This window comes from Amycolatopsis echigonensis (assembly GCF_014174495.1).
Taxonomy (GTDB): domain Bacteria; phylum Actinomycetota; class Actinomycetes; order Mycobacteriales; family Pseudonocardiaceae; genus Amycolatopsis; species Amycolatopsis echigonensis.
The window spans coordinates 1-14,712 of sequence record NZ_JACJHR010000132.1 but is presented as its reverse complement, the minus strand read 5'-3'; the positions used below and the strand labels follow the sequence as shown (position 1 = coordinate 14,712).

At 68.4% G+C, this 14,712-nt stretch carries 16 protein-coding genes; 11 read left to right on the top strand and 5 right to left on the bottom strand.

Features of this window, described 5'->3' with window-relative positions; genetic code table 11:
- From H5411_RS43470 to H5411_RS43445, 6 genes are all read left to right on the top strand, one after another.
- Positions 1-543 (top strand): enoyl-CoA hydratase/isomerase family protein (locus tag H5411_RS43470; RefSeq protein ID WP_183127507.1); only part of this gene is annotated, 543 nt, incomplete at its 5' end.
- Between the two features lie 2 nt (positions 544-545).
- Entirely contained in the window at positions 546-1,706 is a 1,161-nt protein-coding gene (locus H5411_RS43465; RefSeq protein ID WP_183127505.1) for an acyl-CoA dehydrogenase family protein, read from the top strand.
- A gap of 25 nt (positions 1,707-1,731) precedes the next feature.
- Positions 1,732-2,595 carry an SDR family NAD(P)-dependent oxidoreductase gene (locus tag H5411_RS43460; protein ID WP_183127503.1) on the top strand — a complete coding sequence of 288 codons (864 nt, stop codon included), beginning with the start codon at positions 1,732-1,734 and terminating at the stop codon, positions 2,593-2,595.
- A gap of 7 nt (positions 2,596-2,602) precedes the next feature.
- On the top strand, positions 2,603-3,916 hold the full coding sequence (locus H5411_RS43455; protein ID WP_220818259.1) for a phytoene desaturase family protein: 1,314 nt from the start codon (positions 2,603-2,605) through the stop codon (positions 3,914-3,916).
- Positions 3,917-3,935: 19 nt separating this feature from the next.
- Positions 3,936-4,127 carry a ferredoxin gene (locus H5411_RS43450; protein WP_183127501.1) on the top strand — a complete coding sequence of 64 codons (192 nt, stop codon included), beginning with the start codon at positions 3,936-3,938 and terminating at the stop codon, positions 4,125-4,127.
- A 28-nt stretch (positions 4,128-4,155) separates the two neighbouring features.
- On the top strand, positions 4,156-5,388 hold the full coding sequence (locus tag H5411_RS43445) for an NAD(P)/FAD-dependent oxidoreductase (protein WP_183127499.1): 1,233 nt from the start codon (positions 4,156-4,158) through the stop codon (positions 5,386-5,388).
- Here the strand turns inward: H5411_RS43445 and H5411_RS43440 are convergent.
- From H5411_RS43440 to H5411_RS43430, 3 genes are all read right to left on the bottom strand, one after another.
- Complete coding sequence (locus tag H5411_RS43440; protein ID WP_183127497.1) at positions 5,372-5,641, bottom strand: hypothetical protein; 270 nt, start codon at positions 5,639-5,641, stop codon at positions 5,372-5,374. The two genes, H5411_RS43445 and H5411_RS43440, sit on opposite strands and share 17 nt — an antisense overlap.
- A 416-nt stretch (positions 5,642-6,057) precedes the next feature.
- Complete coding sequence (locus H5411_RS43435; protein ID WP_183127495.1) at positions 6,058-6,759, bottom strand: TetR/AcrR family transcriptional regulator; 702 nt, start codon at positions 6,757-6,759, stop codon at positions 6,058-6,060.
- Between the two features lie 56 nt (positions 6,760-6,815).
- Positions 6,816-7,973: an acyl-CoA dehydrogenase family protein gene (locus H5411_RS43430; protein WP_183127493.1), complete on the bottom strand. Its 1,158-nt coding sequence runs from the start codon at positions 7,971-7,973 to the stop codon at positions 6,816-6,818.
- Positions 7,974-8,046: 73 nt separating this feature from the next.
- Between H5411_RS43430 and H5411_RS43425 the strand changes: the two genes are divergently transcribed.
- The 5 genes from H5411_RS43425 to H5411_RS43405 all read left to right on the top strand — a co-directional run bounded on the left by H5411_RS43425 (position 8,047) and on the right by H5411_RS43405 (position 13,370).
- Positions 8,047-8,934: an HpcH/HpaI aldolase/citrate lyase family protein gene (locus H5411_RS43425; RefSeq protein WP_183127491.1), complete on the top strand. Its 888-nt coding sequence runs from the start codon at positions 8,047-8,049 to the stop codon at positions 8,932-8,934.
- Complete coding sequence (locus tag H5411_RS43420; protein WP_183127489.1) at positions 8,931-9,923, top strand: MaoC family dehydratase; 993 nt, start codon at positions 8,931-8,933, stop codon at positions 9,921-9,923. Before H5411_RS43425 ends, H5411_RS43420 begins: the two co-directional genes overlap by 4 nt.
- Before the next feature lie 25 nt (positions 9,924-9,948).
- Entirely contained in the window at positions 9,949-11,127 is a 1,179-nt protein-coding gene (locus H5411_RS43415; RefSeq protein WP_183127487.1) for a CaiB/BaiF CoA transferase family protein, read from the top strand.
- A gap of 241 nt (positions 11,128-11,368) precedes the next feature.
- Entirely contained in the window at positions 11,369-12,379 is a 1,011-nt protein-coding gene (locus tag H5411_RS43410; protein ID WP_183127485.1) for a phosphotransferase family protein, read from the top strand.
- Between the two features lie 19 nt (positions 12,380-12,398).
- Entirely contained in the window at positions 12,399-13,370 is a 972-nt protein-coding gene (locus tag H5411_RS43405) for a DUF7064 domain-containing protein (RefSeq protein ID WP_312878742.1), read from the top strand.
- On the opposite strand, the gene H5411_RS43400 is transcribed toward H5411_RS43405, so the two are convergent.
- Together H5411_RS43400 and H5411_RS43395 are read right to left on the bottom strand one after the other, a co-directional pair.
- The gene (locus tag H5411_RS43400; RefSeq protein ID WP_246370387.1) at positions 13,305-13,586 is read right to left on the bottom strand and encodes an SDR family NAD(P)-dependent oxidoreductase; all 282 of its coding nucleotides are present in this window, start codon (positions 13,584-13,586) and stop codon (positions 13,305-13,307) included. The genes H5411_RS43405 and H5411_RS43400 overlap by 66 nt on opposite strands.
- A gap of 285 nt (positions 13,587-13,871) precedes the next feature.
- Complete coding sequence (locus H5411_RS43395; RefSeq protein ID WP_183127509.1) at positions 13,872-14,705, bottom strand: oxidoreductase; 834 nt, start codon at positions 14,703-14,705, stop codon at positions 13,872-13,874.
- Between the last annotated feature and the right edge of the window lie 7 nt (positions 14,706-14,712).

Below are 14,712 nucleotides of genomic sequence, written 5' to 3'. Positions count from 1 at the left end.
CGGATGACGAGCGGCTACCACACCGCGCTTCGCCTCCTGAGCGAGATCGACGCGCCGATCATCGCCGGCGTGCACGGCGCCGTGGCCGGGGGCGGACTCGGTCTGCTCTGCATCGCGGACATCGCGCTGGCGGCTGAGGGCACGAAGTTCGCGACCGGGTTCGCCGCGCTCGGGCTCTCCGGCGACGGCGGGAACTCGTGGTTCCTGCCCCGGCTCGTCGGGCTCCGGCGGGCGAGTCAGCTGTATCTCGACGAGCGCGTGCTGAACGCCGACGAGGCACTCGACTGGGGCCTGGTCTCCGAGGTCGTGTCCGCCGACCGGCTCGAAGCCCGGACAAGCGAGGTCGCGCGGCGGCTCGCGCAGGGACCCACGCGCGCGTACGGCGAGATCAGGCGGCTGCTGCGCGACTCGTGGAGCGCGAGCCTGCCGGAACAGCTCCACGCGGAGACCGAGGCCCTGGCCCGGACCGCGGCCACACTGGACGCGGTCAGCGCCATCGACGCCTTTGCCCACAAGACCCGGCCGAACTTCGAGGGACGGTGAACATGACCGGACTGGTCATCGACAACGACGACATCCGGCTCATCCGGGAGAGCGTCGCGAAGATCGCCGCCAAGTACGGCCACGAGTACTTCGCGGAACGCGCGCGGAACGGTGAAAACATCGGTGAGCTTTGGAACGAGCTGGGCGAGGCCGGGTTGCTCGGCGTGCACCTCCCGGAGGAGTACGGCGGCGGCGGAGCCGGGCTGTCCGAGCTCGTGGTCGTCGTCGAGGAGCTCGCCGCGCACGGGATGCCGATGCTCATCGCGGTGATCTCCCCGGCGATCTGCGGTTCGATCCTGGCGGCCCACGCGTCGCCGGAGATGAAAGCGGACTGGCTGCCCGGCATCGCTTCCGGCGCCCGCCGGATGGCCTTCGCCCTCACCGAGCCCGACGCCGGTTCCAACAGCCACAACGTGACGACCACCGCGCGGCGCGACGCCGACGGCTGGACGATCTCCGGTGGCAAGTACTACATCTCGGCCGCCGACGAGAGCGAAGCGCTGCTGATGGTCGTCCGCGACGGCGAGAAGCAGGCGACCGGGCGCAGCCCGCTGTCGCTGTTCGTGGTGCCGACCGACGCACCCGGCCTCACGCTGCAACCCATCGAGACCGCGCTCGTCTCGCCGGACAAGCAGTTCACCGTCTTCCTCGACAACGTCCACGTCGGACCGGACGCTCTCATCGGGGAAGCGGGCAAAGGCCTGCGCCAGGTCTTCGCGGGCCTCAACCCCGAGCGCATCCTCGCTGCCGCGCTGTGCAACGGTGTCGGCCGCTATGCCGTGGCGAAGGCCGTGGACTACGCGCGGGAGCGCAACGTCTGGTCGGTCCCGATCGGCGCACACCAAGGCATCGCGCATCCCTTGGCGGAAGCGCACATCGGCGTCGAAATGGCCCGGCTGGCGACAACCCGCGCGGCCGAGCTCTTCGACGGCGGACGAAACGCGGCGGAGGCGTCGAACGTCGCCAAGTTCGTCTCGGCCGAGGCCGCCCTCAAGGCCCTCGACCAGGCCATCCAGACCCACGGCGGCAACGGCCTCGCTCGGGAGTACGGCCTCGCGGACCTCTGGTTCGTCACCCGGCTGATGCGCACCGCCCCGGTCAGCCGCGAGATGGTGCTCAACTTCGTCGCCCAGCACAGTCTCGGCCTGCCCAGCTCGTACTGAACCCGCAGTTCCAGGAGGAAATCGCATGTCCGGAGTGCAAGACCGCGTTGTCGTCGTCACGGGAGCGGGCGGCGGGCTCGGCCGCGAATACGCGTTGCTGCTCGCCGCGTCCGGCGCGAAGGTCGTGGTCAACGACCTCGGCGGCGCGCGGGACGGCAGCGGCAGCGGGCGGTCCATGGCGGACGACGTCGTCGCGGAGATCCGGGACGCCGGCGGCCAGGCCGTGGCGAACTACGACAGCGTCGCGACCGAGGACGGCGCGGAAGCGATCGTGCAGTCCGCGCTCGACGAGTTCGGCGCTGTGCACGCCGTGGTGAACAACGCGGGCATCCTCCGCGACCGGGCCTTCCACAAGATGACCTCGGACGACTGGGAGAGCGTGCTCCGGGTCCACCTGTCTGGCGGCTACTTCGTGACGAAGGCCGCGTGGCCGCATTTCCGTGAGCAGGGCTACGGCCGGGTGGTCGTGGCGTCCTCGACCACCGGTCTCTACGGCAACTTCGGCCAGGCGAACTACGGAGCCGCGAAGAACGGGCTGGTCGGCCTGGTCAACACGCTGGCGATCGAGGGCCGCAAGTCCAACATCCTCGCGAACGCCGTGGCACCCATGGCGGCGACCCGGATGACCGTAGACGTCGCTCCGCCCGAGCTACTGGAGAAGCTGGCGCCCGCACACGTCGCCCCGGTCGTCGGGCACCTGGTCAGCGACGAGTGCGCGGACAGTGGATCGGTGTTCGTCGTCGGCGGCGGCCAGGTGCAGCGTGTCCAGCTGTTCCAGTCCAAGGGCGTCACCTTCGGTGAAGTTCCGACGATCGCGCAGGTTGCCGAGCGCTGGCCGGAGATCACGGACATGACCGGCTCCGTCCCCGGCACCAACCCCGTCGGCTGAAAGGCACATGATGAGCAACCACGACTACGACGCCCTGGTCATCGGAGCCGGCGCCGGCGGCCTGTTCACGGCCGCGCGGCTCACACACCTGGGGTACCGCACGCTCGTGGTCGAGCGGCTCGACCAGGTCGGCGGCCGAGCGTCCACCAGGGACATCGACGGCTTCAAGGTAAACAACGGCGCGATCGTCATCGAGGTCGACGGCATCACCCAGCAGACCTTCGAAGAGGTCGGCGCGAAGTTCGACGTCCGGCGCCCCTCTCCGCCGATCCTTTACCGGATCGGAGGCAAGGACATCGACGTCACCGGCGGTGGCTGGGGCTTCCTGTTGTCGAAGCTGACCAAGCAGGGCGCCAAGCTCGTCAGCGGACTCGGCGCGGCGCGCAAGGACGACGGCCTGCCTGAGGACCAGATGACCACCGCGGAGTGGGTCAGCAAGTACACGAAGAACGAGTCCGTGCACGGCATCTTCCGCAACATGTGCGGCTCGGTCTTCGCGGTGGGGTCGGAGGACCTTCCGGCGAAGGTCTTCCTGACCTACTTCACTCGCCGCAGCGCGTTCAAGAAGTTCGGCTTCTGCCCGGAAGGCACAGTCGGGGTCTGGAACTCCCTTGCTGAGAACATCACGGCGGGTGGCGGCGACATCTGGATGTCCAGTTCGGTCCGTTCCCTCACTGTCTCAGAAGGCCGGGTCACCGGTGCGGTGATCGAGCGCGGCGGCGAATCCGTCGAGGTCACGACGCGCATCGCAGTGAGTGACACCGGTCCGGCCGCGACCGTCGGTCTCGTGGGCGCGGATAACCTGCCCGATGACTATCGCGATGAGGTCCGCCGAGGTGACCGGCCGACCGCCATGATCACCGTGAACTTCGCCAGCCGAGAGCGGTTGGTCGACGCTCCCGGGATGCTCAGCTTCGCCAAGACTCGCCGGCTCTGCTACGTCGCGAACTTCACCGATGTTTGCCCGGAAATGGCGCCGGAAGGCTGGCACCTCTACGCCGGCACCTCGGTGCCGAAGCCGTCGGTCGGCGACTTCGACGAAGCCGCCGAGACCGAGCTACTCCTGGCGGACCTGCGCGACGAGATCGCCGGGTTCGGCAGCGCCCGAATCCTGTCGACGGTCGTCACCCGGGACGACTGGCCGCCGCAGCGCGCGGTCGCCGGGTTCGACCTGCCCCACACCACACCGATCCCGAACCTGTGGAACGTCGGCGACGGGGTCAAGGAGTACGGCAACGGCGGCACCACGGCGTGCGCCGAAACGGCGAAGCTCGTCGTCGAGCAGATCGCCCAGCAGTACCCGGTCGCCGCCACCAGGTGACGGGAGAGAGGAGATCATCGTGAAGATCGTTGTGGACTGGAACAAGTGCACCGGCTTGGGAATCTGCGAGTCCTTGGCGCCCGACGTGTTCGAGGTGAACGAGGCAGGGGAGTTGGAGCTCAAGCTGGAGGTCATTTCGGACGACCAGGTGTCCGGAGTAGAGGAGGCCGTCGCCGGCTGTCCGACCGAGGCCCTGCGTCTCGAGCGCTGAGCAGACGAGCCGGAAGGGTGCGTGTGTAATGTCGAAAAACAAGTTGGTCGTGGTGGGTGCATCGCTCGCTGGCCTGCGTGCCGTAGAAGCGGCCCGCAAGGCAGGTTTCGAGGGCGAGATCACGCTCATTGGCGCCGAACGGCACCTGCCTTACGACCGGCCGCCGCTGTCGAAAGCATATCTCGACAAGCTGGCTCCCGGAGCCGTTCCAGAGCCGACGACATTCCGCACGGAAGACACTCTGCGCGACGAGCTTGGGGTGCATCTCCTGCTCGGGAGCCCGGCCACCTGTCTCGACACCTCGGCGCGCGCCGTTGTCGTCGGTGACCAGGCTGTGCCGTACGACGCCGCGGTCATCGCCACCGGCGCCACCGCACGGACGCTACCGGGAACGGACCACCTCGACGGCGTCCACACGCTCCGGACCCTGGACGACGCGGTCGCGGTGCGCGAGGCGCTCGACCGCGGGGCGCGGACGGTGGTGATCGGCGCGGGGTTCATCGGCTCGGAGATCGCCTCGGGCGCCCGCAAGCGCGGCCTCGACGTCACGGTGATCGAGGCGCTGCCCACGCCGCTCGTGCGCGCCGTCGGCGACGTCATGGGGGCTGCGTGTGCCTCCCTACACCAGCTCAACGGCACCCAGCTGCGATGCGGGACCGGCGTCGCAGCGTTCGAAGGAGACGGGCGAGTGGAACAGGTTGTCCTGTCCGACGGTACCCGGCTGCCCGCGGACCTGGTCGTCGTCGGCGTCGGAGCTAGCCCGGCCGTCGAGTGGCTGGAAGGCTCGGGTCTGCAGCTCGACAACGGCATCGTGTGCGACGAGCGCCTCTACACAGGCGTCGACGGCGTCTACGCGGCGGGCGATGTCGCCCGGTGGCACAACCCTCTCTTCGGCCGGCTGATGCGGCTCGAGCACTGGACGAGCGCGGCCGAGCAGGGTGCGCTCGCGGCTCGCAACGCACTCGACCCGGCCTCGGCGAGGCCCTACCAGACGGTGCCGTATTTCTGGTCTGACTGGTACGACAGCCGGATCCAGTTCGTCGGGTCCCCGGAAGCGGACGAGGTCCGCATCGTCGACGGCGATCTCGAGCGCGACGGACGTTGCGTGGCCCTCTACCGGGCCGGCGACAGCCTGGTCGGCGCCCTCGCGATCAACGGACAGACGGTGATCATGAAATACCGGGTGCAGATCATGAAGCGCACCTCCTGGCACGACGCCCTGGAGTTCGCGGAGAAGCGCCGTCTCATGGCGACGACCTGATCAGCGGGTTTTCGCCGAGCCGCTGCCAACTACTGCCGGCGGGGTCTTGGACGCGAATCTCCGGTACAGGCACGAGGCCCATGCGCCCGACAAGCATCGCCGCAGGAAGACTGTCTTCGGTGGAGTCGACCCACGAATCCCGACGGCCGTCGGGAAGCAGCACCGCTCGGCGCCCGTCGACCGAGGCACAAGGAATCACGAACTCCTGGTTCGGCCCAATGTAGTGCAAGGCGACCATGTCGACCTCCGTCACCGGCTCTTTCCCAGTGTTTCGCACCCACACCTGTACGCCTTTCTGGGGAACGGATCCCGTCGCGCCGGTCACGATGTAGTGCGCGTGTACCCGGAGCCGCTCGGCCTCCCGCCGATTCTCCCGGCTGACCTCGTCACGGGCGAGTCGGAGTGCGAAGCCAGCGGCGAAAGGCACCCAGCCCGCCGACCCACTGGCCGAGTCCCGCCCAGTCGACTGGGCCGAGCCATGCCCGCGGCCCCAGCATCGTCAGCATGCCGGCGGCGGCACCGGCGAGCAGAGCCATGCGCGAGGACCGGCAAATGCAGCTCGGATGCTGGCCAAAGGGCCGCCAACGTCATCACTCACGGTGCCGCTCCTCGCGATCGTCGGCTGAGACGGCAGCTCGACTCGACTCGGGGGAGTTGGCGTGGTCTACGTCAGCGAGCGGTACTAGCCGACCGCATGGCGCGGGGCTTCCGTCCGGGGAGTGGGTCAGCTTCGGCGACGGCTTCAGGGGTGCCGAGCCCGTGCCGCGCCAGCGATTGGGCGGTCTTGACCACATGATCGAGGGTCCCGCGACGGGGGTTCCACCACTCCGCTGCCCAGCTGAGTGCGCCCAGAACCAGCATCCGGGCCACCCGTGCGTCCAGGTCGTCCCGGAGCTGACCCGCGTCGGCGATCTCCTGGATCAGCTTGCGCCAGACGTCGCCGTACTTGGTCGCCTCCGCCGAATATCGGATCCGCAGCTCCTCCGGGACTTGGCCGGCGTTGCGGATCGACGCCGTCGTATAGTCGGAGATCTCCAGCTCGTAGCGGAGATGAGCCTCTACCGCAGCGTCCAGTTTCTCCAGGGGCGCGGCGTCTTCAGGCAGCGCGGCGAGCGCCGCGTTGAGGTGCTCGCGCATGTGCGCGATCCCCGTCCACATGACCTGCTCGATCAGGTCCTCGCGGGACGGGAAGTAATAGTAGATCGCCGGCGCCTGAAGCTGGGCCTGCTCGGCGACGTCGGTCAGCCGGGTGCCCGCGTACCCCTTCCTGCTCAGGACATGTGCGGCAGCGTCGAGGATCCGCTCGCGGGTGCGAGCGGACTTCGAGCCGCCGGGCGCGTCCGATGAGGTCTGCGCGGGTTTTTTAGCCACGCGTTGATTATATCCGGCCCAACCGGCCGTGTGGCCGCAATGGCCCGAACCAGGGCTCAATACGACAGGCCGCCCCGCGATACGAGCTGGCCGGCGATGACGTTCCGCTGGATCTCGTTGGTGCCTTCGCCGACGATCATCAGCGGCGCGTCGCGGAAGTAGCGTTCGGCGTCGAACTCCGTCGAGTAGCCGTAGCCGCCGTGGATCCGGACGGCGTTCAGTGCGATCTCCATGGCTGTCTCCGAGGCGAACAGTTTGGCCATGCCCGCCTCCATGTCGCACCGCTGTCCGGCGTCGTAGCGTTCCGCCGCGTGCAAGACCAGCTGGCGCGCCGCAGTAAGCTTCGTCGCCATGTCGGCGAGGTAATTCCCGATCGACTGGTGCTTCCAGATCGGCTTGCCGAAGCTTTCGCGATCCTGTGCGTAGCGCAGCGCGTCGTCGAATGCGGCCTGCCCGACTCCGAGTGCCCGGGAAGCGACCTGGATGCGGCCGATCTCCAGGCCTTTCATCATCTGGGTGAAGCCCTGTCCCGTCACGCCGCCCAGAACGGCCTCGCCCGGGACGTAGTGCTCGTCAAAGTTCAGCTCGCAGCTTTCGACGCCCTTGTAGCCCAGCTTCGGCAGGTCGCGGGAAACCGTGAGGCCTTCACCGTGCTCGACCAGGAGGATGCTGATCCCGGTATGCCGCGGAGTGGCCTTCGGGTCGGTCTTGCAAAGCAGGGCGATCAGCTGGGACCGCCGGGCGTTGCTGATCCAGGTCTTCGAGCCGTTGACACGGTAGCCGTCGCCGTCCGGTCGCGCGGTAGTCATCATCGCCTGCAGGTCAGAGCCGCCACCGGGTTCGGTCAACGCCATCGTCGCGCGGACTTCACCGGTGGCCATCCTGGGGAGGTGCTTCTGCTTCTGTTCGTCGGTGCCGAACTTCAAGAGCAATTTCGACACCACGGTGTGACCGCCCATTGCGCCGGCGAGGCTCATCCAGCCACGCGCGAGCTCGGTGGTGACGCCCACGTAGCAGGGTGTCGACACGGGCGCCTCGCCATAGGGCTCGGGGATTGCGAGACCGAAGATACCGAGTTCCTTCATCTGCTCGATCAGCTTCTCGGGGTACTCGTTGGCGTGCTCCAGGCCACGGGCTACCGGCCGCACCTCGCGGTCGACGAACTCGCGGACGACCTCGACGACCGACTGCTCCTCGGCGGTAAGACTGCTCACCCTGCTGCTCCTTACTCCGGTTGTGTTCGCGGGTCAGTTTATAGTCTAATATAGATTAAAAGAAGGAGGGCGGATGACGGCTGTGGCCCGGTACGCAGTTCGGCGGTGCTGCCTGTCGGTGCCTGCCTCGGATTCACACAAGATCGACAAGGCGCTGTCGGGCGCGGCCGACGAAGTGGTGCTCGACCTGGAGGACTCAGTGCCGCCGGGCGAGAAGGCGGCGGCGCGCCAGGCGCTGATCCGGCGATTCTCTCCGCTCGAGGTCGTCGGGAAACGACTGTCGGTCCGTGTGAACGCACCGGGGACGCCGTGGTGCCACGCCGACGTGGCGGCCTGCGCGGCGGCGGGCCCCGCTCTGCAGTCGATCGTCGTGCCGAAGGTCGAAAGCGCGGGGGACCTCGCGTTCATCGACCGGTTGCTCGATGGTGTCGAGGCTGCTGCCGATCGCGAGGAGCGGCTCGGGGTGCAGGCGCTCGTGGAGTCCGCGGCCGGCCTCGGCAACCTGGCTGAGATCGTTGAATCCTCGCCACGTCTCGAAGGCCTCGTCATCGGATACGCCGACTTGGCTGCTTCCCTCGGCCGACTCGGCGACACGGGACTCGATTCCTGGCTGCCCGCGCAGCACCAAGTGCTCGTTGCTGCCCGCTCAGCCGGGATCGCCGCGGTCGACGGCCCCTACCTCCGGACGGACACCGATCCACAGTTCACGGCCGCGGTTGCGCGCGCCGCCGGCCTGGGCTTCGACGGGAAGTGGGTAATCCACCCCAGCCAGATCGACGACGTCGTGTCCGCCTTCACCCCGTCCCCCGAGCAGCTCGGCCATGCGCAGCGGGTCGTCGACGCCTTGGCCGCCGCGCACGCTCGCGGCGCCGGCGCGGTCGACGTGGACGGAAGGATGATCGACGAGGCTCTCGCTGTAGAAGCCCGCCGCGTCCTCGCCCGGGCGGGAGGCGCGCGATGACGGAATCGGTCGCGGAGGGGCCCTACTTCGACGAACTCGAGGTCGGCCGGCGCTTCCGGAGCGCGCCCGGCGTGACGCTGACCTCCGGGCTCGCCAGTGCCCATCGGGCGATCGTCGGCGGCCGGATGCCGCTCGCCCTCGACGAGGCACTATCCCGCGAAGTCGCCGACCGGGCGATCGCACCGCCCGCACTGGTCTGGGACGTCGCGATCGGCCAGTCGACGGTCGCCACGCACCACGTCAAGGCCAACCTGTTCTACCGAGGCCTGGTACTCCGCCGCCAACCCGAGCTGGGGGACACGCTGCGGACGTCAACCGAGGTGGTCGCCCTCCGTCAGAACAGCCCGAAGCCGGGGCGCCGGCCCACCGGTCTCGCGGCCCTGAGGATCACCACCACGGACCAGGAGGACCGGCCCGTACTCGACTTCTGGCGTTGCGCGATGCTTCCGCTGCGCGACGAGTACGCCGTTACCGGCCACGCGGACGACCTGGACCGCGTCGGCGTGCTGCCCGGCCCCGGAACCCTGACCGAGTCAGTCCGCGGCTGGCGGCTCGACCGCATCGCCCGTCGCCTGGACGGCCCGACGTTCGCTGACATCGAGCTGGGCCAGCGGTGGCAGGTCGGTGGAGGCGACGTCGTATCCAGCGGTCCCGAGCTGGCGCGGCTCACCCTGAACATCGCGAAGGTTCACCACGACTCCGTCGCGGCCGGCGGGAAACGCCTCGTCTACGGCGGACACACGATCGGACTCGCTCTGGCCCAGGTCACGCGTGCTTTGCCGACGATCGCGACGGTGACCGGCTGGCGCAGCTGCGATCACGTGGGGCCAGTCCGCGAAGGCGACACGCTCCGCAGCACCGTCGAGGTCGAGCAGACCGAACCGCTCGCGGCCGGTGGCGGCCTGGTGCACCTGCGCTCGCGGGTGACCGCGGACGGCGACCCTGGCCGCGCGGTGCTCGACTGGCGTTTCGCCGTGGTTGTCCCCTGAAGACCGAACGAGGAGGCGAACGACAATGACGTCCGGACCCCTGACCGGATGCCGGGTTATCGAGCTGGCGGGCATCGGGCCCGGTCCGTTTGCCGGCATGACGCTGGCCGATCTCGGCGCTGAGGTGATCCGCATCGACCGGCCGGGAGGGAACTCGGTGTTCCCCGGCCGGCCGGAGGACGACCTCCTCAACCGCGGCAAGAAGTCGATCTTGCTCGACCTCAAGATCCCGGAGGCCGTGGCCACCGCGCTCGACCTGGTGGCGAAGGCCGACATCCTCATCGAAGGATTCCGCCCGGGCGTCGCCGAGCGCCTCGGTCTCGGCCCGGACGACTGCTTCCGGCGGAACGAGCGCCTGGTCTACGGCCGGATGACCGGATGGGGCCAGACCGGTCCGCGGGCGTCCCAGTCCGGCCATGACCTCAACTACATCGCGTTGACCGGTGCCCTGCACGCCATCGGCGATGCCGGCGGCCCGCCGCAGATTCCCCTCAACTTGATCGGCGACTTCGGAGGAGGTGGCGCCTACCTCGTGATCGGCGTGCTCGCCGCTATGGTCGAAGCACGGCGAAACGGCCGAGGCCAGGTCGTCGACGCAGCGATCGTCGACGGGACGGCCCACTTGCTGGCCGGAACCCACGCGATGCTCGCCACGGGTACGTGGCGCGACGAGCGAGGTGTGAACCTGCTCGACGGCGGCGCGCCCTTCTACCAGGTCTACGAGACCAAGGACGGCCGCCACATGTCGGTCGGAGCCATCGAGGCGAAGTTCTACGCCGAGCTGCTTGAGAAGATCGGCTTGGACGAGGACCCGGCCAAGCAACACGAGCGGGCCGGCTGGCCGGCGCTGCGCGAGCGCATCGCCGACACTTTCGCAGCGCGCACCCTCGCCGAGTGGACCGAGGTGTTCGAGGGATCCGACGCGTGCGTCGCCCCGGTGCTGAGTTTGGCCGAGGCGAAGGACGATCCCCACCTCGCGGCCCGCGCGACGGTGGTCGAGTCGGACGGCCGTCTGCAGCCGGCTCCGGCACCGCGCTTCTCGCGCACGGTGAGCCGCGTCCGGACGCCGCCACCGTCACCCGGTGGGGACACCCGGAGGGTCCTCGAAGACTGGGGGATCTCCGACGTAGATGGTCTGCTGGAGCGCGGGGCCGCCATCGCGAGGCATCCCGCTCCGGTGCGGAATTCGGAGAACACGCCATGAACGCGACTACGTCTGTCCTCCCGGGCGAGCGTTGCCAATGCTTCTGCGCGCCGCTGGGTCATCACTCCTCTTGTTGCACCGGAAACGCGGCCGCCGCGCTCACGGTGCCGTTCATCTCACTACGGTCCGGGAGCCGCGTGCCTGCATGCCCCGGCTGCCACGAAGCCGCCAAGGCCGGTTTGGACAAGCTGCTGGGCCCCCACACGATCGGGCGTCGAGTGCTGGAGAACCGGGTGCGAGGATGACCGCGACGCAGGATGTTTCGCTCGCCGACTGGTTGGCGGGGCTGGTTCCCGAGCTCTCCCCGCCGGTCGAGGTGCACCGCGTCGGTGCCGGTCAGTCCAACGTGACCTGCCTGGTGCGGGACCACGACGGACGGGAATGGATCCTGCGCCGGCCACCAGCCGGGGCCCACGACCGCACCGCTCACGACGTCCACCGCGAAGCCCGGATCCTGCGTGCGCTCGCGGTGTCACCTGTCCCGGTTCCGACCGTGGTGGCGACCGGCCAGGACGAAGCCGGAGTCGATGGACCCTTCTACGTCATGGAACGAGCGCAGGGCGAGGTGCTGGAGACCGAGGCAGAGGCAGAGGGGCTGTCCAGGTCCGACCGGCTCCTCATCAGCGGGCACGTCGCCGAGGTGCTCGTCACGTTGCACAGCCTCACCCCGCTCGACGTTGGTCTGCACGCGCTCGGCCGTCCGGACGGCTACCTCGAGCGGCAGATCCGGCGCACCGAGCGCAACTGGGCGATGTGGGACGCGGCCGGTGCCGCGGCGGCCGAATGGGCTGAATGCCGACGACGCCTGACCAAGCGCATCCCCTGCCAGCAGCGGACCTCGATCGCGCACGGCGACTTCCGGCTGTCGAACCTGCTGGTCGAACAAGGTCGCGTGACTGCGGTCCTGGACTGGGAGCTTTGCACGCTCGGCGATCCGCTTGCCGATCTCGCATGGCTGGTGGACGACTGGAAGGGGCCGGAGGACCCGGCCATCGTTATGCCCAGCCCAACCCGGGCTGGCGGGTTCCACCACCGGGACCGGCTGGTGGACGCGTACGCGGCCGCCACCGGGCTGGACGTTTCCGAGCTGCCGTACTACCGGGCTTTCACGCACTGGAAGGCGGCCACGCTGCTGCAAGGTGTCGTATTTCGTCGGCGCGGCGGTGCCCTCGCCAACCACGGCTCCGTTGACATCGCTGACCTCGAGAGCACGATCAAGTTCCTGCTTCATGAGGCTCTCGAGCTCGTTTGACCTACCGCTCAGGAGAACAGTGCGGCCCGAAGACGACTACACCCACCCCGTTGGCCCGGAAGTCAACTTCAACGAGTCGATGTACTTCCACGTCCACGACCCCGGCGCTGGCCTCGGTGGCTTCGTTCGTCTCGCGAATCGGCCGAATGAGGGGCGCGGAGAGATGACGATTTGCCTCTATCTGCCTGACGGTAAGGTCGCCTTCGCCTTCCAACGACCGGAAGTCCTTTCCAACGAGAGGTTCGACGCGGCCGGCCTTCGCTTCGTCGTGCGGGAACCGTTCCAGCACATCGACATCACGTTCGACGGCGAGGTGTTCGTCCTCGACGATCCTTCCCAGCTCGCCGATCCCGGCGCAGCATTCCGCGGCAGCCGGGAGCTCCGGTGTGCACTCGAACTCGCGATCACAGGTGTCGCACCCGTATTTGACCACACTTTCGAGACCGGCGAGGAGTCGTTCGCGCCTCACCACTACGAGCAACTGCTCTCCGCGCGCGGCCGAGTGCGCATCGGCGCCCGGAGCACCGAAGTCGTCGGCTATGGCCTGCGCGACCACTCGTGGGGGCCGCGCTCCTGGCAAGCACCGTGGTTCTACCGTTGGCTCCACGGAAGTACCGACGGGTTCGGCTTCATGGCTGCCTGGTTCGGTCGTCCGGACGGCTCGGCGATCCAGGGCGGCTTCGTATGGGACGGAACCGAACTCGCCTCGGTCGACTCGCTGCGGATCGTGACCGAGCGAGACGACCGCGACGAGCAAACCGGCATCACCGCCACGCTCGAAGCCGGCGGCCGAGAATGGATCATGACGGGCAAAGTGCTCTCGAAGCTGCCGCTACGCAACAGGCGCCAGGACGACAACGGCGAACCGCAGGTCACCCGGATAGTCGAAGCGCTGATGCAGTGGTCCTTGTCCGACGGGACAGCCCTACACGGCATGTCCGAGTACCTCGACCAGATCGTCGACGGGCGCCCCGTCGGTCAGGAAGTCTGATGCGCAGGCCATCTGCTGTCGCCGTTGGACCGCCGCCGGATCGACGGGACCAAGCCAAACGCCGTATCCGATGACGCTGAAAGAGCCGTAGCCGGCGTTGTTGACCAGTGCGTCGATTCGGCCGGACTCGGCGATGATCTGCTGCACGCCCACCCTCGTCGATACTTCGTCGGTGACATCCATCGAGAACGGGCGGACCCCTGTGACGCCGGACAGGCGTGCGGCGCGTCGTGCGGTGTCGTAGACGGTGCGGCCGAGGGTGTGCAGCTTGTGGCGACCGCTTCGCCGATAGCCGACGAAGCGCCGGTGACCAGGGCGGTCTTCGCTTCTGATGGCCGAATGGCGCTCCAGGAGCTAGCTGTGCCGGTGAGCCCTTGCGGATCCGTGGTGGCGTTGTGATCGCGGTCGTCGACGAGGACGCCCGGGGTGAAGCCCGCAGCCGCACCCCGAGCGTCGGCCCGGTCGTGGGAAGTTCGCTTGATGTGGTGAATGTTGTGTGGTTCAGGATGCGGGGACGCCGGTGGCGCGCCGCATGAACGAGTCGAAGGTGCGGTTGGGTAGCACGCCGTGCAGGAAGATCATGAGCTTGGCGCCGAAGCCGATCGCGTAGCGGGTCTTGGGGCGGCGGGCCCGGACCGCCTTGACGATCGTTTTGGCGATCAGGTCCGGGGAGGACAGCCGGCCCTCGTTGGCTTCCGAGCTGAGGGAGTTGGCTACGGCGTTGGCCTGGGGCGCGTATGGCCCAGTGCCGGAGACGGTGCGGACTTTCTCCGCGGCGATGTCGCCCCACTCTGATTTGACGCCGCCCGGCTCGATCACCACGACGTCGATCCCGAAGGGCTTGACCTCCATACGCAGGCAGTCGCTGAGGGCTTCGAGAGCGAACTTGGTGGCGTGGTACCAGGCGCCCAGCGAGGTGTAGATCTTGCCGCCCATGGAGGTGATGTTGACGATCGTGCCCGAGCGCTGCGCCCGCATGTGCGGCAGGACGAGCTGGGTCAGGCGTGCCGCGCCGAAGACGTTGACCTCGAACTGGTCACGCGCCTCGTCCATGGGCACGTCCTCCACCGCGCCGTAGGAGCCGTAGCCGGCGTTGTTGACCAGCACGTCGATCCGCCCGGTCTCCGCGACGATCTTCGCGACGCCGGCCTCCATGTCGGCATCCGCAGTGACGTCCATCGCCAGCGGCCGGATGCCCGACGTGGTCAGGTGCTGCATGCGCGGCACTCGCCGCGCCGCGCCGTAGACGATGTAGCCGGCTTCCTGGAGCTTGAGGGCGGTGGCCTCACCGATACCCGAAGAAGCGCCGGTGACAAGTGCGACCTTGGTGGTCATGGTGGAG

Excerpts from the sequence above, each read along its gene's own strand:
- H5411_RS43465 (WP_183127505.1), top strand. The coding sequence starts at position 546 with ATGACCGGACTGGTCATCGACAACGACGACATCCGGCTCATCCGGGAG.
- H5411_RS43460 (WP_183127503.1), top strand. The coding sequence starts at position 1,732 with ATGTCCGGAGTGCAAGACCGCGTTGTCGTCGTCACGGGAGCGGGCGGC.
- H5411_RS43455 (WP_220818259.1), top strand. The coding sequence starts at position 2,603 with ATGATGAGCAACCACGACTACGACGCCCTGGTCATCGGAGCCGGCGCC.
- H5411_RS43445 (WP_183127499.1), top strand. The coding sequence starts at position 4,156 with ATGTCGAAAAACAAGTTGGTCGTGGTGGGTGCATCGCTCGCTGGCCTG.
- H5411_RS43425 (WP_183127491.1), top strand. The coding sequence starts at position 8,047 with ATGACGGCTGTGGCCCGGTACGCAGTTCGGCGGTGCTGCCTGTCGGTG.
- H5411_RS43420 (WP_183127489.1), top strand. The coding sequence starts at position 8,931 with ATGACGGAATCGGTCGCGGAGGGGCCCTACTTCGACGAACTCGAGGTC.
- H5411_RS43415 (WP_183127487.1), top strand. The coding sequence starts at position 9,949 with ATGACGTCCGGACCCCTGACCGGATGCCGGGTTATCGAGCTGGCGGGC.
- H5411_RS43410 (WP_183127485.1), top strand. The coding sequence starts at position 11,369 with ATGACCGCGACGCAGGATGTTTCGCTCGCCGACTGGTTGGCGGGGCTG.
- H5411_RS43395 (WP_183127509.1), bottom strand. The coding sequence starts at position 14,705 with ATGACCACCAAGGTCGCACTTGTCACCGGCGCTTCTTCGGGTATCGGT.